This window comes from Mesorhizobium sp. WSM4836, from assembly GCF_055811815.1.
The window spans coordinates 1-16,685 of the sequence record NZ_JBVVQF010000053.1; the positions used below are offsets into that span (position 1 = coordinate 1).

Consider the following 16,685-nt stretch of genomic DNA (forward strand, 5'->3'; position numbering starts at 1 on the left):
GAGCGCCTGCTCCGCGCTCACGGCTTCGAGGTCAGGTCGTTCTCATCGGCCGAGGAGTTTGAGGCGGCGGCTGATCCAGCCAAGGCATCATGTCTCATTCTTGATATTCATCTCGACGGCATCTCCGGTCTCGAACTTTTGTGCCGGCTCAATCGGTCGGGGTCCAGAACCCCAGTTGTGCTCGTAACCGGCCAGGACAGCGAGGTGACCCGGCGGGCTGCCGCGGCCGCAGGTTGCAGTGCCTATCTCGAAAAGCCGTTCTCGGGGCAGGTGTTGATGGACGCGCTAGTCGAGGCCGTTGGGCCGGATTTCGAAATTTAGCCAAATAATCTGCGGCTGCCCAGCAGCGCCTTGCTTTCCCAAGAGCAAGACCGCAGGAGCAGTATCAGGTTCTTGCAACGGTAATCCGTAAACCGGGCCGGCCTGATGATGTTGGAACTCATAACGTACTCTATCCGCTAAAATCCAAACCTTTCAACTCAATCTACGAACGGCGTCGTTGCGGTCAAAGGGGGAAGGGTGCCGGCAGACTCGAAGGTATGCCAGCGGCAATGTTACTTCGACTACGAACGATGGTGGTGGCTGAACTGCACAACGATAGTCGCAAGATATCGGAAACTGCAGTTGAGCGTTCGGTCTATTGTCGATAGGCTCAGCTGCTGGATTCGGGGGTAAGCTGCAAGTGACGTCGGTTTTTGTCGCATACGCCTCCGGTAATCAGTTCCATGGTGATATGATTGTCGCAGCCTGCAAATCGGCTTCAACTTCCGATCGATCAATAACGCCATGGTCGACACTTGACACGTCGGGCTCACCAGTTGCGCGGTCGGTGGAAAGCTGGATCGAAGGCGCCGACGCTTTCATTGCCGACATCTCTCTCGTCAATCACAACGTGACCTACGAGCTGGGATTTGCGATCGGATTACAAAAGCCCACGCGATTAATCCGCTCAACCCACATGGACTTCCAACCGGTCAAAGCCATCGGCTTGCTAGATACCTTGGGCTATGACGGCTACGATTATGATCACGTTCTTGTTCGCACCCTATCGAAACGCGACGAAACGACCCGCTGGGCTGAACTGGCTAAAAATAAGGATCAGCCGGTTTTCATCCTTCAACTTCCGACCCCTACTGAATCCACCCTACGGACGACCAGCGCCGTAAAGAAGATTGCGCGGATCAAATTCCGCAACTTCAATTCGAGCGAGATCAGCTGACTAAACGCCAGCGAAGCCTATGAACAGGTGGCTTCCTCGTTCGGCATCATCGCTTTCTGGATGGAAGGTGACAGCGAGCAGGCTGCTCGCAATAATCAAAGAGCGGCGTTCATTTACGGCATTGCCCGCGGTCGCAACATTCCGGCATTGTTAATAGCTCACCAGAAGTCCAGCCTTCCACTGGACCTACAGGACCAAGCCGACCGGTGGTGGAAACTAGGGGACATCGATGAGATCATTGGCGCTTTCAGGTTACGCGTGGCAGACGTTGCCAACGAGTTCGTCTCGATTAAGCCAGATCACGAAAACCTGCTTGAACGATTGAGTTGCGGCGATCCTGTAGCCGAGAATGAAGCAACTTCGCTTGCAGACCATTTCCTAGAGACCGACGGCTATCAGCGAACTCTACTCGGCGAAGCCAACGTTCTGGTCGGATGGAGGAAGAGGACTACGTCGTCGCATTGAGGGAGCTAGGATGGCAGGTGTTGGAAGATTTGGACCGCGAGATCGCCGATCTAGTCCCGAACGGATCGGACCTACTCTTTGAGATTCTACAGCATCGCGATGGACTAACGGCGGCAAAGTTCCGGTACATAGCGGCAAAGCAGATGAAGACGCCGGACAACGTGGAGAAGCTGCTCGACGTCATGCTCTGGAATGGCAGCGTCGGAGTTTTGGACAATGGCGCTCCAAAATACATCTTCGACTCGGGATATAAGCGCCAGTATTTGGCGGCCTTGGTCAAGGCAAACGAGGGTGTCCAGCTCACCCTGCATCCCACTCTTGTTGCCGCCTTGGGCTCTGCGGTTTAGATCGGCAGAGCCCACCATCGCCGTGCTCGGTATCCGAATTTGTTGGTCTCATGCCAAACCGGTCGTCCGCTAACGGCCCATTTCAGTCGTTTAATGCCACCTGATCCGACAGCCCTTGTCGTGCCACACGACCGGGCCAAAGCACTACACCAAACCGACTTTGAAATCATCGAGAGCCTGGCCCAATCCCGGCGCGCCGAGGAGCGTCACAACGCGCTTCGCCTGTAGCTTTCCCATCGAACGATCGTAGATGGCGAGATTGGTCGCGCCATTGAGGCGCGAGGGGTAAATGATTCCATCAGGCTTAGACGGGTGCTCGTGAAACGCCACCGACCATCGGCGAGCCAAGTTCTGGCGCTGCGCCCGAACGACATCCGTTGGCACGCCCATTCTGACGGCGTTGTCGCCCCCGAGGTCTACTAGGCGAAGGTCCGCCGTAGTCGTGATCTCCGCATAGCGCCGTTGGGTCAGTTCCACCTCCTCTATCGGGAGGTCGTCGAATAGTCCTTCGCGCCGATCTCGGAGCACGGTCTCGAGGAAGCAAACCTTCAGAGAGTCGCCGAGGTAGAGAACGCCAAAACGGTTGGCAGTAACACGACGCCGCGGATCGCTGAAACGGCTCGCCGACTTCCCGTATCCGAGGGGATCAGGATAGGTGCTCCAGTAGATCCGACCGAATGTCCGCCCCGGCGGTATGGTCTCGATTTCGAGCTTTGCGCGCCCGAAATCGGGTGGAGGTAGAACGCCGGGCATTCAGTCGAAATCGCCCCTGGCCATACCTTCCGCCACTGCCAACACCGAGGTATCATCACCTTGCTGAAGGGCCCGAAGACCCGACCGCCCATCGAGCGCACCATGGGGTGACACCAAAAACCGGTAGACAGCCCAGGCATTGTTGCCCAACGTCGCGTGGAGCGCCGGCAATGCACCGAACGGCCGGCCGTCATTGTCGAACTGCCAGACAGGAAAGCGGAAGCCGCGCTTGGCGCCATTGACCCCGAGCACCTGACCATTCTGCCGCTTGGCGTTGACCGTCACCCGCGACGTGCCGAGCAGCTTGGCAAAGGCTTCCGCACTTAGCATATCTTCGCCGTCGACAATTTCGGCAACACGCTTGCGACCGAGTTCGCGCGCCTTGGCGAGCGCCGCTTCAAGCTCAGCGTCAGGCTTGCCCGTATCCTCGACGGGAAACATGTCATCTGAAGCGCTCGGCTGTTCCTCGACCGGCGTGATCGTCTGCGCGCCGGCGGCCGGATCGACCTCTACCCGGAACGATACGCGATGGCCGATCTTGCGGCTGCGTGCGATCGCCTCCTGATAGCGTTCGAGCAACACCTTTTTGAAATCGGCCTGTGCCGGCAACTTCGCGGTAAAACTCAGGGCGGCGACTCCCGCATGGGATGCGGTCCCGCTATGATTGCTGCGTTTTGGAGCGGCCATGGTGACAACCTCCTGCTGTCACCAATGTGGTTACAGATCGTAAGTTCGTCAAGTTCGATAATTTCGTAAAGGCGGTGGAATCGTTATCGTGACCGACTGAGGGCTCACACAATCCCCCACGCCCGAAACCTTCCCCTCCCCGTCATCTCGCGCAACCCAAGCTCACCGACCAGATTCAGCGCCCCCTGTTTTGTCACTTTTAGCCCCTTCTGAACCATGCCAGTCGAGACAAGTGGCCGCGACGCACCAGCTCGATCAGGTCGGAAAGTTTGAACTGACGCGCCGCTCCCGCAGCCGCCGTTCCATCTGGCTTTTCGCCATCACCAGCCGGTCATGCTGTTTCAACCCGGCAAGCGCTGCCTCATGGATGGCATCGACAAAAGCCAACAACCGATCCGAACGATTGCGCGCCCGCCGCCGCTCTCGTGGGATGTTCTTGGCGCCGAGCTGCAGGCTGACGAGATGGTTGGCGGCAAGACCCTCCTGCCGCAGCAGCGCGGCGACCAACAGCGGCCCGAGCCATGTGGCATGCTGCAGCACCTCGATGTCCGACCAGGCTTCGAGCAGGACCGCGGCGCGCAGAACGACCGGAAGATCGCGGGCCCTGGCCATCACATCCCGCCATTCGGCCAGCCGTTCTTCTTCATTCCAGTCGAGATCGTAGATCAGGCCGTTTTGGTCACGTCGTGACGTTTCATCCTTTCGACCAGGAACGTCGGCGCCGCTGAGAATCTTTGACGAGCGTGCCAGGACAGCATCGATCTCGGCAAATTCTTCGGCCAGAAGATCGTCGTCAGCGACATCCCGACCATCAGCCTCAATGGCGCTGGCCCGCTCCCCTTCCCGGCTTTTTTGTTCTGCCCCCGAATGACGCCACCCCGGCCGGTCAGGGCCAAAAAACCGTCGCGACTGAGCGCCCAGTTTGGCTTCTGCACAAAAATGCGCCGACGGGTACGCAGCACCGCGTGCGCGCGGGTGAGTTCGTGGGTTGGGGGCGAATGTCCATGTGGGCGTCGTGCAGGACGAGGTCTCGAGGTGGACGAGCTCGCCCTCGAGCCAGAGCGCGGCGGCCGCGTCGGCGAAGTGCTGGCGCTCGACAAAGCCGTCGCGGGCGGGGGAACGAGCCAGCCGCTCGTCAAGGCGGGCCAAAACCTCGGTGGCGCGGGCAACCGGTCCGATCAGGGTTTTGAGGGACAAATCACCGATATCGTAAGCCATTGTTTTCATGATGGCTGATTCGCGTTAGTCAAGCTATCCGGCAGTTAAGTTGACTTGCAGGGGATTTTCTCTTGCGTCTTTCTCACTATCGATAATTGCCACTTATCGATACTTAGAGAATACAATGATACATCCGATGATTATTGCGTCTTTGCTTCCCCCCCCGAGCCCGTCAACAACGCGAGTGCGTTTTCGATCATAGTCTTTGGGATACTTGTTTCGCAGTATGCGCTCAAATGGGGACCCAGCTGGCGCTTCACCCGCGGCAACGAAGTAGGTACCGCGGATGTGGGGAAAGGCGGTAGCGCTCTCTCGACTCGAACCCCCGAACTCACACAACCATCCTATTTATACGTCCTGACCGCAATTTACCGCACAGCTTGATCGGCGCCCTTTCGACAGTGACTGATACAATCTAGATCCTGATCTCGGAACGGAAATCCGCGCACAAGGGCGGACACATACCGGGGCGAGGTCATGAAAAGCGACACCCTCTCATATCCTCCTCGCGGTCTCTCACGCGAAGAAGCCGCCCGATATGTTGGCGTGGGCATGACCAAATTCGACCAAATGGTTGCTGATCGCCGCATGCCGAAGCCGAAGAAAGTTGACGGCCGCGTGATTTGGGATCGGCTCAAACTCGAAGCGGCCTTTGGCGATCTGCCGGGAGATATGAAGAAAATATCGTCGACTTCCTGTTGCAAGGGAAACATCGCAGGAAATAGATTCATTCTGCCATGACCGACAAATATCCCGGCCTCTCCTCCTACACCGACCGCCATGGCAAAGTTCGCTGGCGCTATCGGACGAAGGAGCGTGTGGTTAGTCTGCCAGCTCCCAATCAGCCGGAATTCAAGGAGGCCTACCAAGCAGCGGTGGAGGGCCGGAAGGTCCCCAAGGCTCCCGTCGTCCGAATGCCTGGAGCCGCCTTGCCGGGCACGTTTGGAGCCGCTTTCCAACGGTTGAAGATCTCAGTCAAATGGCTGGCGCTTGACGAGGCCAGCAAACGCAAGAACACGCGGCTAATCGAAGAATTTCTAGAACTGCGTGTGGTCGCAGATCACCCGCTCATCTGGCGGGATGTAGCGGTTAAGAACCTTAGACGCATCCATGTTGAAGAGCTTCTTGGCCGCTTCATCGCCACGCCCCATAAGGCCAAGCATCTGCTAGTTGGCATACGCAAGCTGGTATATGTCGCACTGCGGCAAGACTGGATCGAAATCGATCCCACAGCGGCGGTCGAGTGGCGGCCCGCCTATGCAGGTTGGAAAGCCTGGTCGCGCGAAGCGATGGCGCAATTCGAAAACCGTTGGCAGCTCGGTAGCGCAGCACGCACTTGCTATGGTTTGGCGCTTTGGCTCGGCAACCGCCGCGGTGACGTCGCAGGTCTGCGTTGGGACCAGAGAGTCGCCCGCCGTGTCTTCATCGATGGTGTCGAGCGCCATTTCGACGGGTTTGATATCGTTCAGAGCAAAAATAAGGGGCGGACTGGCGGCAAACGGCTTTTTGTGCCGATTACACCGATGCTGTCCGAGATCTTGGATGCAGCTGACAGGCGCGGTGAAACCGTGCTGGTCAACGCCTATGGGGAGCCGTTCTCCGCCAAATCACTGACAGGAATGATGGCGCATTGGTGCAAGCTTGCGGGTCTGCCGAAGGGACTGACCCTGCATGGATTGAGGAAGTCGCTTGGCGTTTATCTGGCGGAAGCAGAAGCCTCAACCAGACAGCTCATGGACGTGCTGGGGCACGACGATATCGAACATGCCGAACTCTATTCGCGCGAGGCATCGCAGGTTCGCCTGGCAGTCCAGGGGATGGATCGAGTCGTGCGGCTAGTCACGCGCAAGCCGATGCTTGGCGAACCTATTGGCGAATCTCGTGGCGAACCACCCCTTAAAGTATTTATAAACAACGATAATGGTGGGCCCGGAGGGCCAGTGCAAATCAATGATTATGTTCAGTTTTTCGTGGGCCAAAATCAGAAATCTTCCCGTATGGTTCCGCATGCTCCCGTGACGCCAAACAGTCGATAGCTTAACGTCGTATGCGAACGTTCGGAGCCACCCTCCAGAACGGCCGCAATTGGGCCGAGCAGACCGGCGGCTTCGGGGGCTGCGAAACCGCTACAGCTGACATTCTGGTTGGTGTGGACATCGTCGCGAACTGACCTGACGCGGTTATGTTTCGAGCTCGGAGTGGATGCGACGCAATTCTCCTTCGATCAGAATCGCGGCATCGGCATCTTTGAGAACTAAGTAGAGTTTCTCCGCCTCTTCGTAAGCCCACATGGCAGCCTGAAGTGCCTCGCTTTCGTCTATATCGCGAAGGCCACCCAGATAAAGTCTGGCAGACTCCTGATAAAGATCTGCGGCACGACGGTAACTGGCCCTAGCCTCGTCCGGCGCGTCGTGTTGGATCAATTCGGCCAACCCACGGAAAGCCACCGCCAGATTCCTCACGACACCCGCCGACCACGATTCACGAGCGACTGCCCGCTGCGAAACGTCCTCCAGGATATCTATCGCTCTGTGATAATCGGCCTCTGACTTGCTTTGCCGGGCGCGCATGCACAGCAGAATCCCTAGCCGCTCTTCGGCAGCCAATTTTTGACGCGATTGTGAGCCTCCGGTCAAAACCGTGAGCGCCCGGTCCAGAATTTCGATAGCGGCGGTGAGGTCATTCACCGCGGCTCCTTCGTCTCCCTGCTCAGCAACCGACTCTGCAAACCCCAAGGCAGATTCGATCCAGTCCGATCGCGCAAGTGTTGGATTGATCTCCTCAGTCGCAGCGCGGAATGTTTCCATGGCTCGGCGGAAGGCTTCTTTCGACTGGACACCATTTTGGTTCCCAGGCGCTTCTGCAAGATCGAAGAGGGTCTGTGCCAAAATTGTACGTGCCTTGCCGTCATCGGCCCCGCCGGCTTCAAAGAATGCCGCCCAGGCCTTCACACTCGCAGCGAGCAGGTCAGATGCCTTTGCGGTGCTGCCTAGGCGACCAAGACTGATCGCCCGTAATCTGGCAGCATCGGGGTCGATCGATGCCATCGCTTCTGTCACACCTAGTACAACGCTGGTGTCCCGTCCGCCGAGGCTGTCAATCGTTGCCTGTTCGAGGATCATGTCCTCAGCGCTTGGAGCTGACGCGCTGCGCAAACGTCCGATCCCAAGGCCGAAGTCGCGTTTGAGGCGTGCAATGACCGGATCTGTCGGATCCGCGATAAGTTGTTTTCGGCTGTCGAGCACAGCTAATGGGTCGGTCATCCAACCAGGTGCGCCAAATCCGAGACCCCGGACCAGCTGTGCAAAGAACTTGTCAGCGTCCTGATTCAGAATCGCAAACTTGTTTCGGCCTGCCAACATTTTCCTGACGCGGGGATTCAACGCTTCAATTGAATCCTCAAACAGGACCCAAAACACCATCAGGTTGGGTATCGCTGCACAGGCTCGTTCCAGGAGGGTGACAACGCCGCCCTCCTCGCTGCCTGAATAACCAACCACAACCAACAGCTCAGCGTCTTTCAGACCAAACATTGTACCCTGCATGGACAGGGCATCTTGGGTGGCGAACGTATCCCCCACGCTGTTTCTCAGCTCATAGGTATACATCGATCCGTGCAGGTGAACGACTTGCGGATGGTCTGGGAGTGAGGCAACACGGCTCAGCGCCGACAGACCATCAGCCACCACAGGTATCATCCCCGCCAAGATAATGCCTTGGAGCACGAGCTGATCAAAGTTGGTGGTCAGGACCGTGTGGGCATAGTGGCAACGCACCAACTCACCAAGGCAAATGTGGGCCCAATTCACCTTGCCATCACTGCGATCGATCGCTGCCTTTATGATTGCACGCTGTTTGTTATCTGATCGAAAAAATTGCTCGAACAGATAGCCGTATAGCCGTCCCCAGTTGGGGTCTCCCACATCAAAGTTGGGCAACAGCCTAGCTATATCCGTAAGATATTCCCGCTCATCGAGCCATATCAGAGCGCGTGCCGGGTCCAGCGTCTCCGTTTCAGGCGCGCTCTGAAGTTTTGCCAACTCGCGCGTCAAATCCTTCGCTATTTCGCTGGCCATCGGTATGCCGGCAGATCGCGAACATCCGGCGCCTACCAAAAAGACCGCTCCCGTGCAGCGCTGCCCGTCTCCCCACTCGCATCCCGATTTTGCAATCTTAAGCTGTATGCTCAGCTCTCTCACGCTCACAGGAACGGGACCGTCGAGTGGTGCAGACACCGAATCCATTCTGGATATCACCTAGGTTGACCGCCAATATTGAATACTCTTGAGTTGTACAAAAAATTTGGACGATGTCTTCAATGTGTTGGAAAAAATTATGTAAGACAGCTAAGATCGCCGCATTTTAAGCAAGATTTATCTCTTGTGAATTCAACGGTAGATATGTATATCATCCGTTACAAGGAAACTACCTATAAGTTTTGTAGCGCAATTTACAGAGAAACCCCAATGAAGCGTGTTCTTTTGACGATTGCGGCTATCCTGCATCGCTAGACTGCCAACATCATTGAATTTTTTATTTCTGGGACCGATTTCAATACGTTTCTTGGCTTGCGATTCGAACCACTTGGCCTCAGCAGCCAAATTGAAATCTAGTAGCGTATGCGCTACCGCATGCTATAATCGGTTCGTCAAAAATCTGGAGCTACAAATGCCAAATCCAAATAAGCAACAGCCATTCACCCCTTCAACCGTGCCGAATCGTGACATGCGCACGGCGCTTTTGAAGGGCCGTCTGGCCAACCCCGCCCTGCAGCGACTGCAGGGACGCGTATTGTCCCAGGCCGAGCCAAGTGACGTCATCACAAGCTATGACAGGATGCACCACCGCCACAGCCGGTCATGACAGTTAGCGAGGCACCTCCCCGGATTACATCATTCCTGGTCAAGGTCGCCTCGCGCTGCAACCTCGACTGCGATTATTGCTACGTCTACCACCATGCGGATCAGTCTTGGCGCTCGATGCCGAAGCTGCTCTCCGTGGGCGATCGTAGCGCTTTTGTAGAAAGGCTGGCGACTTATTTGGCTGAAGAATCGATAAAGCGCTGCACGGTCATCTTCCACGGCGGTGAGCCTTTGCTTGCCGGCGTCGAGACACTGGTAGCCTTCGCGGGCAAGATCCGCGCCGCGACGCCATCGGCGGTCGATATCGGATTGCAGACAAACGGCCTCTTATTGACCGAAGCGGCACTTGAGGCGTTTGAGGCGGCCGATATCAGCATTTCGCTCAGCCTGGATGGGCCGAAATACGCCAATGACAAGCATCGCAATTCAAAGAGGGGCCGTTCAAGTTTCGAGCGTGTCCAGGATGCGCTGGTGCGCCTCAATAGCCATCCCAAGATCTTTGCAGGCGTCATCGCCGTCGTTGATCCCACAACGCCCTCGGAAGACTTGCTGGCTTTCTTCGCCTCGCATGCGGTTCCCAAGCTGGATTTTCTGTTGCCGGATGCACACCATCTGCGTCAGCCAACTGGCCGCAGCGAACAACCTGATCTGTACGAAGCCTGGCTTTGCCATGCCTTTGATGTCTGGCTTGATCACTACCCACACCTGTCCGTGCGAACGTTCGAGTCGCTGCTTGACGCGGTCGCGGGTCTGCCGTCCACCACCGACGCTTTTGGCCTTGGCGACGTAAGCCTCATTGGCATCGAGACCGATGGCAGCTACCACGACCTGGATGTGTTGAAGGTCACAAAGGACGGTGCGACGAAAATCGGCGGGACTGTTGCCGACACTGAGATCTCGTCAATCGCTTCATCCGACCACTTGGCCGTGCACAGACAGTTGCTCAGCAAGCCGGGTCTCAGCGTGACCTGTCAAGAATGTGCGATCGTCGACATTTGCGGTGGCGGTTCGCTGCCGCACCGCTACGGCGCGAACGGCTTCGACAACCCAACAGTCTATTGCAGGGAAATGACTGCTCTCGTCGCCCACATCAAAGGACGACTCCAGGGTCTATTGGAGGGCGGCGCGAGACCGGCCGAGACGCTACCGGACGCCTTCCGGTTTGACCAATACGAAGCGGCCGAGCTTGGAGCTGCGGAGATGACGTTTCTGTGCGAAGCATCGCGCAATGCTCTGAGGAGCGAGTTTCTGGAAGCAGCTAGCTTTTTGCCTCCCGACGAATTTCAAAAGGTCGCCGACCTCAGCGAAACCGAGCCGGAGCGACTGGCCGACCTTTGCCAGCAGCCAGGAGCGGTTGCCTGGCAAAGGACGCTTACCTCGCAGAATTTGGGACGGCTGGTGCATACGGTCGACGGACAACCCTTGTCGGCCGACCCAGCTTACCTTGGCGAGTTGCTGGGCCGGTCTGAAGACGACATGACTTCCTTGGCCGTCGCCAGCCAGGATCCCTGGCTGCGCAAACCGTTCGGCGACGCCATCTATTTCGAAACAGAGGCTTTTGCAACGCAGGCACGGTCGGTCGTCGAGGAGGCGTTGCGGATTGTCGAAACGTGGCGCCCAGCTTTGGCAAACGAGATACGCATGGCCTGCCGCGCCGTCCAATTCGTTCGCGATCCCTTGGCCCATCCTGAGAAGATCGTGTCTTTCAGCGACAACACCGTACCAGGGGCGCTTTATGTGTCTGTCTGGCAAGGCGACCGGCTGATTGATCCCTATGATCTGGCCGATTCCTTGATTCACGAGCATCGCCACCAGAAGCTCTACCTGCTCGAACGCATTTCGCCCACAGTCGAACCGACTGACATGCGAGTGGTCTCCCCTTGGCGGGAGGATTTGCGGCCACCTTCCGGACTGCTTCATGCGGTCTTTGTGTTCGTCGAACTGCGCCGATTTTGGCAGTTCGTGCTGCACAATGGGCCATCGCGCCTCCACAATCGCGCGGTCAACCAGATCAGGGACACCGACGAGCACCTTGCAGAGGCCTTCGCGACGCTTTTGAGCTGCCCGCTTACTACGACAGGACGCTCTTTGACCGAGGTCCTCAAGAAAGCCTCGGAGTCGGTGCTAGAGGCAGCGTGACAACCTTAACGCTTCCGGTCGATCGCCTGCCGGCCTCCAAACCCAGCCGACACGCGGTTCTTCGCGACTATTTCTGTGACAAGGATGCGAATGCCGTTCTGGGAGACGCGGGTTGGCATTTGAACCTGTCGTGGCCGGACGGGCTAGACCGACACGTCGACCCGCAGTTGCAAGAGGGTTTGGCATGGTGGGGCGATAACGTCACCCTGCCGACCATGGCCATGGCCCGCACCCGTAAGCAGCACGTGCTGAGCGTTCTATACGACACTTGGACCCTTCAAAGCTGGAGTGAATGGGCGCATGCTGCCGGCATCAGCCCAGACGAGCATGTGCTGATCCTGCACGTCGACGACCACCGGGATCTGGCAAGCCCTCGCTTGTTTGAGGAAAATGGCCGGTGGAAAGACCCCATCACCGGCTCATTTTGCGATCTAGGCGATCCCGCGAGCGTGCGCGCGGCCATAGAAAGCGGTGCCGTTGGGATGGGCAGTTTCCTGACCCCGTTTCTGCACCGTTTTCCCAACGCCGAGGTTCGGCAGCTCTGCCAACCTCCAAAGGTCGACGCGACCCAGGATTTCGCAATTGGACTGATCAGACAGGCGGACGATTTGTTGGACCCAAGCCAATTCCGACCCGCAGTGCAGCTGACGCCAACTGCAAGGCAGACAGGGCCTGGGTTGTATCGTTCGACCCCCGACCTCGATGATTGGCTCGAAGCCCTGCCAGTCCGACCAACGGTTCTTCATATCGATATGGATTTCTTCAACAATCGCTATGACGGGGATACGGATTGGCAGACCCGTCAGAAGCCCTTCGATCCACCTTTGGACAACATTTTGGGAAAGATCGACGACATGACCGCCGCCCTTAACCGGTCCGGTCTTGGCTCCCAGCTTGTCGATATCGTGGTCGCTTATTCACCAGGATTTTTCCCGGCTGAATTTTGGCAGGAGGCCACAGATCGGATTGTGCCCGCTTTGGAGCGCATCTATGAGCGCTAGGCCTTCCCCCCGGAGTACGCCTCGCCGCAGCCCTAAGCGGCCAACGCCGAAACCCAAAGCCGTGCGGCCAAACTCAAGCCCCGAGTTTGTCCTACCTGATTTGGTCGTCCTCACGCCCACCAAAGGGACAACTGAACGTGGCGGAGGGCCCGGCGGTGAGGCCTGGAAAATTGAGGCTAATGGTAAACGGGCAGGCGTTGTCTTCATCAATGTGATCGATGAACCACCAGTGGGCCGCCACGCCTCTATTCAGATCTATCTCAATAAACCAAGTCAGGGTCGTCGGATCGGTAGGGTTGCTTACCGCAAGGCATGCGAGGCGAGCCGATACGACGTGATCTATGCCCACATGCGCAAGTCAAATCTTGCCTCACGACGGGCAGCGGAGGAAGCAGGGTTCAAAGAAGACGCGCGACCGGGTGCAACGCAGCTTCTTATGGTTTGGCGACGAGCGGCGTGATGATGCGGCCAAAATGGCTAAAGCCGTCATCAATGGTGGATCTGTGCCAAGTGACGCTGAATGTGCGACCCGCCTTTCGGACCGAAGTGCAGGGCGAAGTCAGTGATGCCGAGATCGGACGCTGGGCGAGGCTCAGAGGGCTCTATTTTTGCCGCGATCGGGATAATTTCGTCGTCTTCTCAAAACGTTCTGTGCTCGTACGACGGCTTCTTGCCATCGACCAGACCGCCGGTGAACACACGGTCTGGCTGGGACAGTGGCTTGGCTATCCGCGATGCTGTGCCCGCATAGCGCGGCGGGTCGGCGAGCTGCACCTGGACGATTGGTCGGAGCAGATTTCCATGCGGCGTCACGTGGGGAATTTCTCGTTGACATCGGTCTCGCAATATACAGCAGGCCGCGCCCTCATCAGCCATGTCCCCTGTTCCGCGCATTGTCGGGCGTCGCTCAGCATGGCGACGCAGGTTCTAGGGCGATCGTACCGGTTCCAACAGCGCTTGGCCAACCCCCTTCCTTCCCGAGGCTTCCGTGTACACAGCCGTCGTTGTTCCCTGCCTAAATGAAAAGGCCTCGCTTCTCGAGACCTGCATTTCGCTCGGTTTCGGCAGGGGTGCCAGCCCTTCCGATACAGTGTTGATCCTAGTCGACAACGGATCGACTGACGGCACTCTTGACGTGATGGAGGCTATCAAGAATGCCAGCCTGGGAACAGTGCTGTTGGGGCAGACGCTCGAGCGCGGTTACGTTCCGCCCCGTCATCTGGGAGTGTTGATGGCCGAGTCCTTCGCCGATGAACTTAGTATTTCCAATAAAGAGCTCTTGATCGTTCAAGCCGACGCCGACACGATCTATGATAGGGATTTTGTCGCCTCTATGACGGCTTCGGCACGATCGGCGCCGCAAGATCTGATCGAAGGCATAGCCCGAACGACAGAATCTTTTCTTGCAGAATATCCCGGCTACCACGCGTGCTGCGCAAGCGCCGACGAAGCGGTATCGCGCCTTTTTGTGCCTGAAGCCGACGAAGTTATCGTCGACGACAAGGTCGCCGGATATCGCCTTTCCGAGTATTTGAAATGGGGCGGACACCGCCGGGAGTTTGATGCAAGAGGCGACGAGATACACGCGGAAACGTCGCGGCTTTTTATCCGCGCGAAAACGGTTGGGGCAAGGCGCACACGCGCTGCAGAAGCGGTGGCCTATCCATCACGACGCAAGATCGAGGCTAACCCGCTAGGGACATTCGCCACAGCAGGATTTCCGCGGGAAAGCTGGTGGTGGCAACGTTGGGCCAATTTGCAGCCCAACCACCACTCACTGCGGGCATTCGACAGGTTGGATGCTTTGGAAGCGTTCGCCAAGGCCGTATTTGTCCGACAGGTCCACACGCTGATCCTATTCGCTTTAGTTCCCACTCATGTCCGGTTGGCGCTTGATGGCCGAACGATCAAATCCTTGACGGGGTCCCCCCTCGTTCCACTGCTGGAGAGAGTCGACGTTGCGGCCGAGTCCCTGTGGACTACTCCGGCGCAACTGCTGGAGGGATATTTCGACCTGGCTGAACGGCAACCAGAACTCTTCGCCGATTGCATAGAAAAGGCCGGCAATTATCCCCTGCCTTAGCCGCCGTCGGCATTTCTAAAACGAATTTCTAATCTACCCCAGCCTAAATGAACACCTCGGCGCGTTAGAGCCAAATAATACTCAACCGAAGCAATACGTTGCTGCGCGCGGTTCAAGTCAGAAGTGCGCGAGTAGGAAAGCATCAACCCCACCGCTGCCAATGATAGCCGTCCCACCCTCAACACCGCTTTGCTGCTCATGGCACAGTAACGCCGCAAGGCCACCATTCCCGTCGAGGACGTGGGCCGGTACTAGCCTGGAGCTTGGAAAGATTGGCAGATACGACTTCATCATACGTTCCGCCAGCAGCTTGCCCGATCATTCTGAAAAGACGATTTGTGCGGACAAGGGTCTGGGGGAAAAAGATGACAACTTGCTGCGCTCTTTGCCCGCGTCAAAGCGGACGCGTCCGATCCGCAAAACATGCTCAATACACAACGCGCCTTCCTGAAGCGCAGATAGGCGTGCGGAGCTGATGCTGTTTGCCTTACGCCAGAATACGATAAGCAGATTCAATTTCGGCGACGTTTCTTCTGCTGCCGCACGATCGCAATCGTGGTGCGACGCAGCCAAGACCTCCATCGAAAAAGCGATCTGCGGTAACGCGGCTCTGGTACAGAAGGATGCCCAGCTTGCTGAGCTGTATGCCCGCGCCGAGGCGGGCGCGACTGACGCTCAAACCATCGTCAACGCCCCGCGCGCTTTCCTAAAACGTAGGCAGGCATGCGGAGCTGATGCAGTTTGCCTTGGGCAGGAATACGATAGCCAGATTCAATTTTTACGGCGGAACTTCTGCTTCGGCCGACACGGCCCCGGTCGAAGGAGCCGATCCCCCCGCCCCGATCATTTCAGGAAGCGAGATCAAGATTTCCCGCGTCGACCTCGACTATGGGGATATCGGTGGCGCCGGAAACGATATGGATGCACTGATCACAGACAATTCCGCCCTCGATACCGTCAAGGGCATCAACGGTCCTTTCGCTGAAGCTTTTGCCGCCAATATTCGCGACAAGAACACGATCGTCGAAACCCGCCGCACTGTACGAAGGGTGACAGACGACAAGCAGCGCCCGACATTGGAGATGAGTTGGGACGAAGACAGCTCACTCACAACAAAACTCATCAAGTCCGTCAGCTACACATTTTGGAGCCGGCGCCTGCCCTTGTTGGGCGCTCTTCCTCCGAAATACGCCCTGACGCCGGTCAATTTGCCGACCCGGGTACCCTCAATCATAAGGCTACCGCTGGTGACGGCTGCAAAACTGACTACGGGATCGCAGGTAGCGCCGCCTTCACGCCAGTTTCGTTCGAATGTCTGGTGAGTTTCTATGGGCTATCTGTCAAACAAAATCACATTACTGGTGACCTTGCCCCCAGTTTCTATCCAGTTTTGAGTTCGTTTCCGGCGTGGGTTGTGCCCTGCTGGGCGGGTGAAGCGACGGGCGCTGGCGCGGAGCCTTTGGCATAGCGCAGCGCGAGCGACCGACGCGGATTGAAGGTGGTAGCGAACTCGGCCGGTGTCTGCCAGGCGAGTTGGGAGTGCGGCCGCGCAGTGTTGTAGTCGGCGTGCCACAGGGCGATGGCTACGCGCGCCTGAGCCAGCGAGGTGAACAGCGTCTCGTTGAGCAGTTCATCGCGCAGTCGGCCGTTGAAGCTCTCGATGAAGCCATTCTGCATCGGCTTGCCGGGCGCAATGTAATGCCATTCGACGCGGTTCTGATCTGCCCAGGAGAGGATGGCGTTCGAGGTGAACTCGCTGCCATTGTCGCTGACGATCATCCTCGGCCGGCCGCGCTCGATGATGAGCCGGTCCAATTCGCGGGCAACCCGCATGCCCGAGAGAGACGTATCAACGATGAGTGCCAGGCACTCTCTCGTGCAGTCGTCGACGACGGCCAGGATGCGGAAGCG

At 57.5% G+C, this 16,685-nt stretch carries 20 protein-coding genes; 13 read left to right on the top strand and 7 right to left on the bottom strand.

Features of this window, described 5'->3' with window-relative positions:
- From AC0L2P_RS31500 to AC0L2P_RS31515, 4 genes are all read left to right on the top strand, one after another.
- Positions 1-321 (top strand): response regulator transcription factor (locus AC0L2P_RS31500; RefSeq protein ID WP_473507098.1); only part of this gene is annotated, 321 nt, incomplete at its 5' end.
- Positions 322-682: 361 nt separating this feature from the next.
- Complete coding sequence (locus tag AC0L2P_RS31505; RefSeq protein WP_473507100.1) at positions 683-1,219, top strand: hypothetical protein; 537 nt, start codon at positions 683-685, stop codon at positions 1,217-1,219.
- 27 nt (positions 1,220-1,246) lie between these two features.
- Entirely contained in the window at positions 1,247-1,684 is a 438-nt protein-coding gene (locus AC0L2P_RS31510) for a hypothetical protein (RefSeq protein WP_473507102.1), read from the top strand.
- Positions 1,654-2,031, top strand: a complete 378-nt coding sequence (locus tag AC0L2P_RS31515) for a hypothetical protein (protein ID WP_473507104.1) — start codon at positions 1,654-1,656, stop codon at positions 2,029-2,031. Before AC0L2P_RS31510 ends, AC0L2P_RS31515 begins: the two co-directional genes overlap by 31 nt.
- Positions 2,032-2,175: 144 nt before the next feature.
- Here AC0L2P_RS31515 and AC0L2P_RS31520 read toward each other — a convergent pair whose 3' ends face one another.
- The 4 genes from AC0L2P_RS31520 to AC0L2P_RS31535 all read right to left on the bottom strand — a co-directional run bounded on the left by AC0L2P_RS31520 (position 2,176) and on the right by AC0L2P_RS31535 (position 4,698).
- Positions 2,176-2,784, bottom strand: a complete 609-nt coding sequence (locus AC0L2P_RS31520) for an RES family NAD+ phosphorylase (protein WP_473507105.1) — start codon at positions 2,782-2,784, stop codon at positions 2,176-2,178.
- A complete protein-coding gene (locus AC0L2P_RS31525) occupies positions 2,785-3,471 on the bottom strand; it encodes an XRE family transcriptional regulator (protein ID WP_473507107.1) in 687 nt (228 codons plus the stop codon).
- Positions 3,472-3,575: 104 nt separating this feature from the next.
- Positions 3,576-3,689, bottom strand: coding sequence for a helix-turn-helix domain-containing protein (locus AC0L2P_RS31530; protein ID WP_245485544.1), 114 nt, complete (start codon positions 3,687-3,689; stop codon positions 3,576-3,578).
- A 37-nt stretch (positions 3,690-3,726) separates the two neighbouring features.
- Positions 3,727-4,698 carry a DUF1612 domain-containing protein gene (locus AC0L2P_RS31535; protein WP_473507109.1) on the bottom strand — a complete coding sequence of 324 codons (972 nt, stop codon included), beginning with the start codon at positions 4,696-4,698 and terminating at the stop codon, positions 3,727-3,729.
- Positions 4,699-5,166: 468 nt separating this feature from the next.
- Between AC0L2P_RS31535 and AC0L2P_RS31540 the strand changes: the two genes are divergently transcribed.
- Both AC0L2P_RS31540 and AC0L2P_RS31545 read left to right on the top strand, forming a co-directional pair.
- Positions 5,167-5,430, top strand: a complete 264-nt coding sequence (locus tag AC0L2P_RS31540) for a hypothetical protein (protein ID WP_473507111.1) — start codon at positions 5,167-5,169, stop codon at positions 5,428-5,430.
- Complete coding sequence (locus AC0L2P_RS31545; RefSeq protein ID WP_473507112.1) at positions 5,427-6,725, top strand: tyrosine-type recombinase/integrase; 1,299 nt, start codon at positions 5,427-5,429, stop codon at positions 6,723-6,725. Before AC0L2P_RS31540 ends, AC0L2P_RS31545 begins: the two co-directional genes overlap by 4 nt.
- 144 nt (positions 6,726-6,869) lie before the next feature.
- Here AC0L2P_RS31545 and AC0L2P_RS31550 read toward each other — a convergent pair whose 3' ends face one another.
- Positions 6,870-8,765 carry an SIR2 family protein gene (locus tag AC0L2P_RS31550; protein WP_473507114.1) on the bottom strand — a complete coding sequence of 632 codons (1,896 nt, stop codon included), beginning with the start codon at positions 8,763-8,765 and terminating at the stop codon, positions 6,870-6,872.
- Between the two features lie 649 nt (positions 8,766-9,414).
- On the opposite strand from AC0L2P_RS31550, the gene yhhA reads away from it, so the two are divergent.
- From yhhA to AC0L2P_RS31580, 6 genes are read left to right on the top strand one after another with little or no spacing between them, the layout of a single operon-like run.
- Entirely contained in the window at positions 9,415-9,552 is a 138-nt protein-coding gene (gene yhhA, locus AC0L2P_RS31555; protein ID WP_473507131.1) for a YhhA family cyclophane-containing RiPP, read from the top strand.
- A complete protein-coding gene (gene yhhB, locus AC0L2P_RS31560) occupies positions 9,549-11,690 on the top strand; it encodes a cyclophane-forming radical SAM/SPASM peptide maturase YhhB (protein WP_473507116.1) in 2,142 nt (713 codons plus the stop codon). The genes yhhA and yhhB overlap by 4 nt, the downstream gene beginning before the upstream one ends.
- Positions 11,687-12,691 carry a hypothetical protein gene (locus tag AC0L2P_RS31565; RefSeq protein ID WP_473507118.1) on the top strand — a complete coding sequence of 335 codons (1,005 nt, stop codon included), beginning with the start codon at positions 11,687-11,689 and terminating at the stop codon, positions 12,689-12,691. Before yhhB ends, AC0L2P_RS31565 begins: the two co-directional genes overlap by 4 nt.
- A complete protein-coding gene (locus AC0L2P_RS31570; RefSeq protein ID WP_473507120.1) occupies positions 12,681-13,151 on the top strand; it encodes a GNAT family N-acetyltransferase in 471 nt (156 codons plus the stop codon). Before AC0L2P_RS31565 ends, AC0L2P_RS31570 begins: the two co-directional genes overlap by 11 nt.
- Entirely contained in the window at positions 13,151-13,714 is a 564-nt protein-coding gene (locus AC0L2P_RS31575) for a hypothetical protein (protein WP_473507122.1), read from the top strand. The genes AC0L2P_RS31570 and AC0L2P_RS31575 overlap by 1 nt, the downstream gene beginning before the upstream one ends.
- Entirely contained in the window at positions 13,680-14,774 is a 1,095-nt protein-coding gene (locus AC0L2P_RS31580) for a glycosyltransferase family 2 protein (protein WP_473507124.1), read from the top strand. The genes AC0L2P_RS31575 and AC0L2P_RS31580 overlap by 35 nt, the downstream gene beginning before the upstream one ends.
- Positions 14,775-15,092: 318 nt before the next feature.
- On the opposite strand, the gene AC0L2P_RS31585 is transcribed toward AC0L2P_RS31580, so the two are convergent.
- A complete protein-coding gene (locus AC0L2P_RS31585) occupies positions 15,093-15,347 on the bottom strand; it encodes a hypothetical protein (RefSeq protein WP_473507126.1) in 255 nt (84 codons plus the stop codon).
- 161 nt (positions 15,348-15,508) lie between these two features.
- Between AC0L2P_RS31585 and AC0L2P_RS31590 the strand changes: the two genes are divergently transcribed.
- Positions 15,509-16,096 (top strand): hypothetical protein, encoded by a 588-nt coding sequence (locus AC0L2P_RS31590; protein ID WP_473507128.1) that lies wholly within the window; start codon positions 15,509-15,511, stop codon positions 16,094-16,096.
- A gap of 58 nt (positions 16,097-16,154) precedes the next feature.
- Here AC0L2P_RS31590 and AC0L2P_RS31595 read toward each other — a convergent pair.
- A partial coding sequence (locus AC0L2P_RS31595; protein ID WP_473507130.1) for an integrase core domain-containing protein occupies positions 16,155-16,685 on the bottom strand: 531 nt, incomplete at its 5' end.

Coding starts and splice junctions, on each gene's coding strand:
- AC0L2P_RS31515 (WP_473507104.1), top strand. CDS start 1,654: ATGGAGGAAGAGGACTACGTCGTCGCATTGAGGGAGCTAGGATGGCAG.
- AC0L2P_RS31520 (WP_473507105.1), bottom strand. CDS start 2,784: ATGCCCGGCGTTCTACCTCCACCCGATTTCGGGCGCGCAAAGCTCGAA.
- AC0L2P_RS31525 (WP_473507107.1), bottom strand. CDS start 3,471: ATGGCCGCTCCAAAACGCAGCAATCATAGCGGGACCGCATCCCATGCG.
- AC0L2P_RS31530 (WP_245485544.1), bottom strand. CDS start 3,689: ATGGTTCAGAAGGGGCTAAAAGTGACAAAACAGGGGGCGCTGAATCTG.
- AC0L2P_RS31535 (WP_473507109.1), bottom strand. CDS start 4,698: ATGAAAACAATGGCTTACGATATCGGTGATTTGTCCCTCAAAACCCTG.
- AC0L2P_RS31540 (WP_473507111.1), top strand. CDS start 5,167: ATGAAAAGCGACACCCTCTCATATCCTCCTCGCGGTCTCTCACGCGAA.
- AC0L2P_RS31545 (WP_473507112.1), top strand. CDS start 5,427: ATGACCGACAAATATCCCGGCCTCTCCTCCTACACCGACCGCCATGGC.
- AC0L2P_RS31550 (WP_473507114.1), bottom strand. CDS start 8,765: ATGGCCAGCGAAATAGCGAAGGATTTGACGCGCGAGTTGGCAAAACTT.
- yhhA (WP_473507131.1), top strand. CDS start 9,415: ATGCGCACGGCGCTTTTGAAGGGCCGTCTGGCCAACCCCGCCCTGCAG.
- yhhB (WP_473507116.1), top strand. CDS start 9,549: ATGACAGTTAGCGAGGCACCTCCCCGGATTACATCATTCCTGGTCAAG.
- AC0L2P_RS31570 (WP_473507120.1), top strand. CDS start 12,681: ATGAGCGCTAGGCCTTCCCCCCGGAGTACGCCTCGCCGCAGCCCTAAG.
- AC0L2P_RS31575 (WP_473507122.1), top strand. CDS start 13,151: ATGATGCGGCCAAAATGGCTAAAGCCGTCATCAATGGTGGATCTGTGC.
- AC0L2P_RS31590 (WP_473507128.1), top strand. CDS start 15,509: ATGCAGTTTGCCTTGGGCAGGAATACGATAGCCAGATTCAATTTTTAC.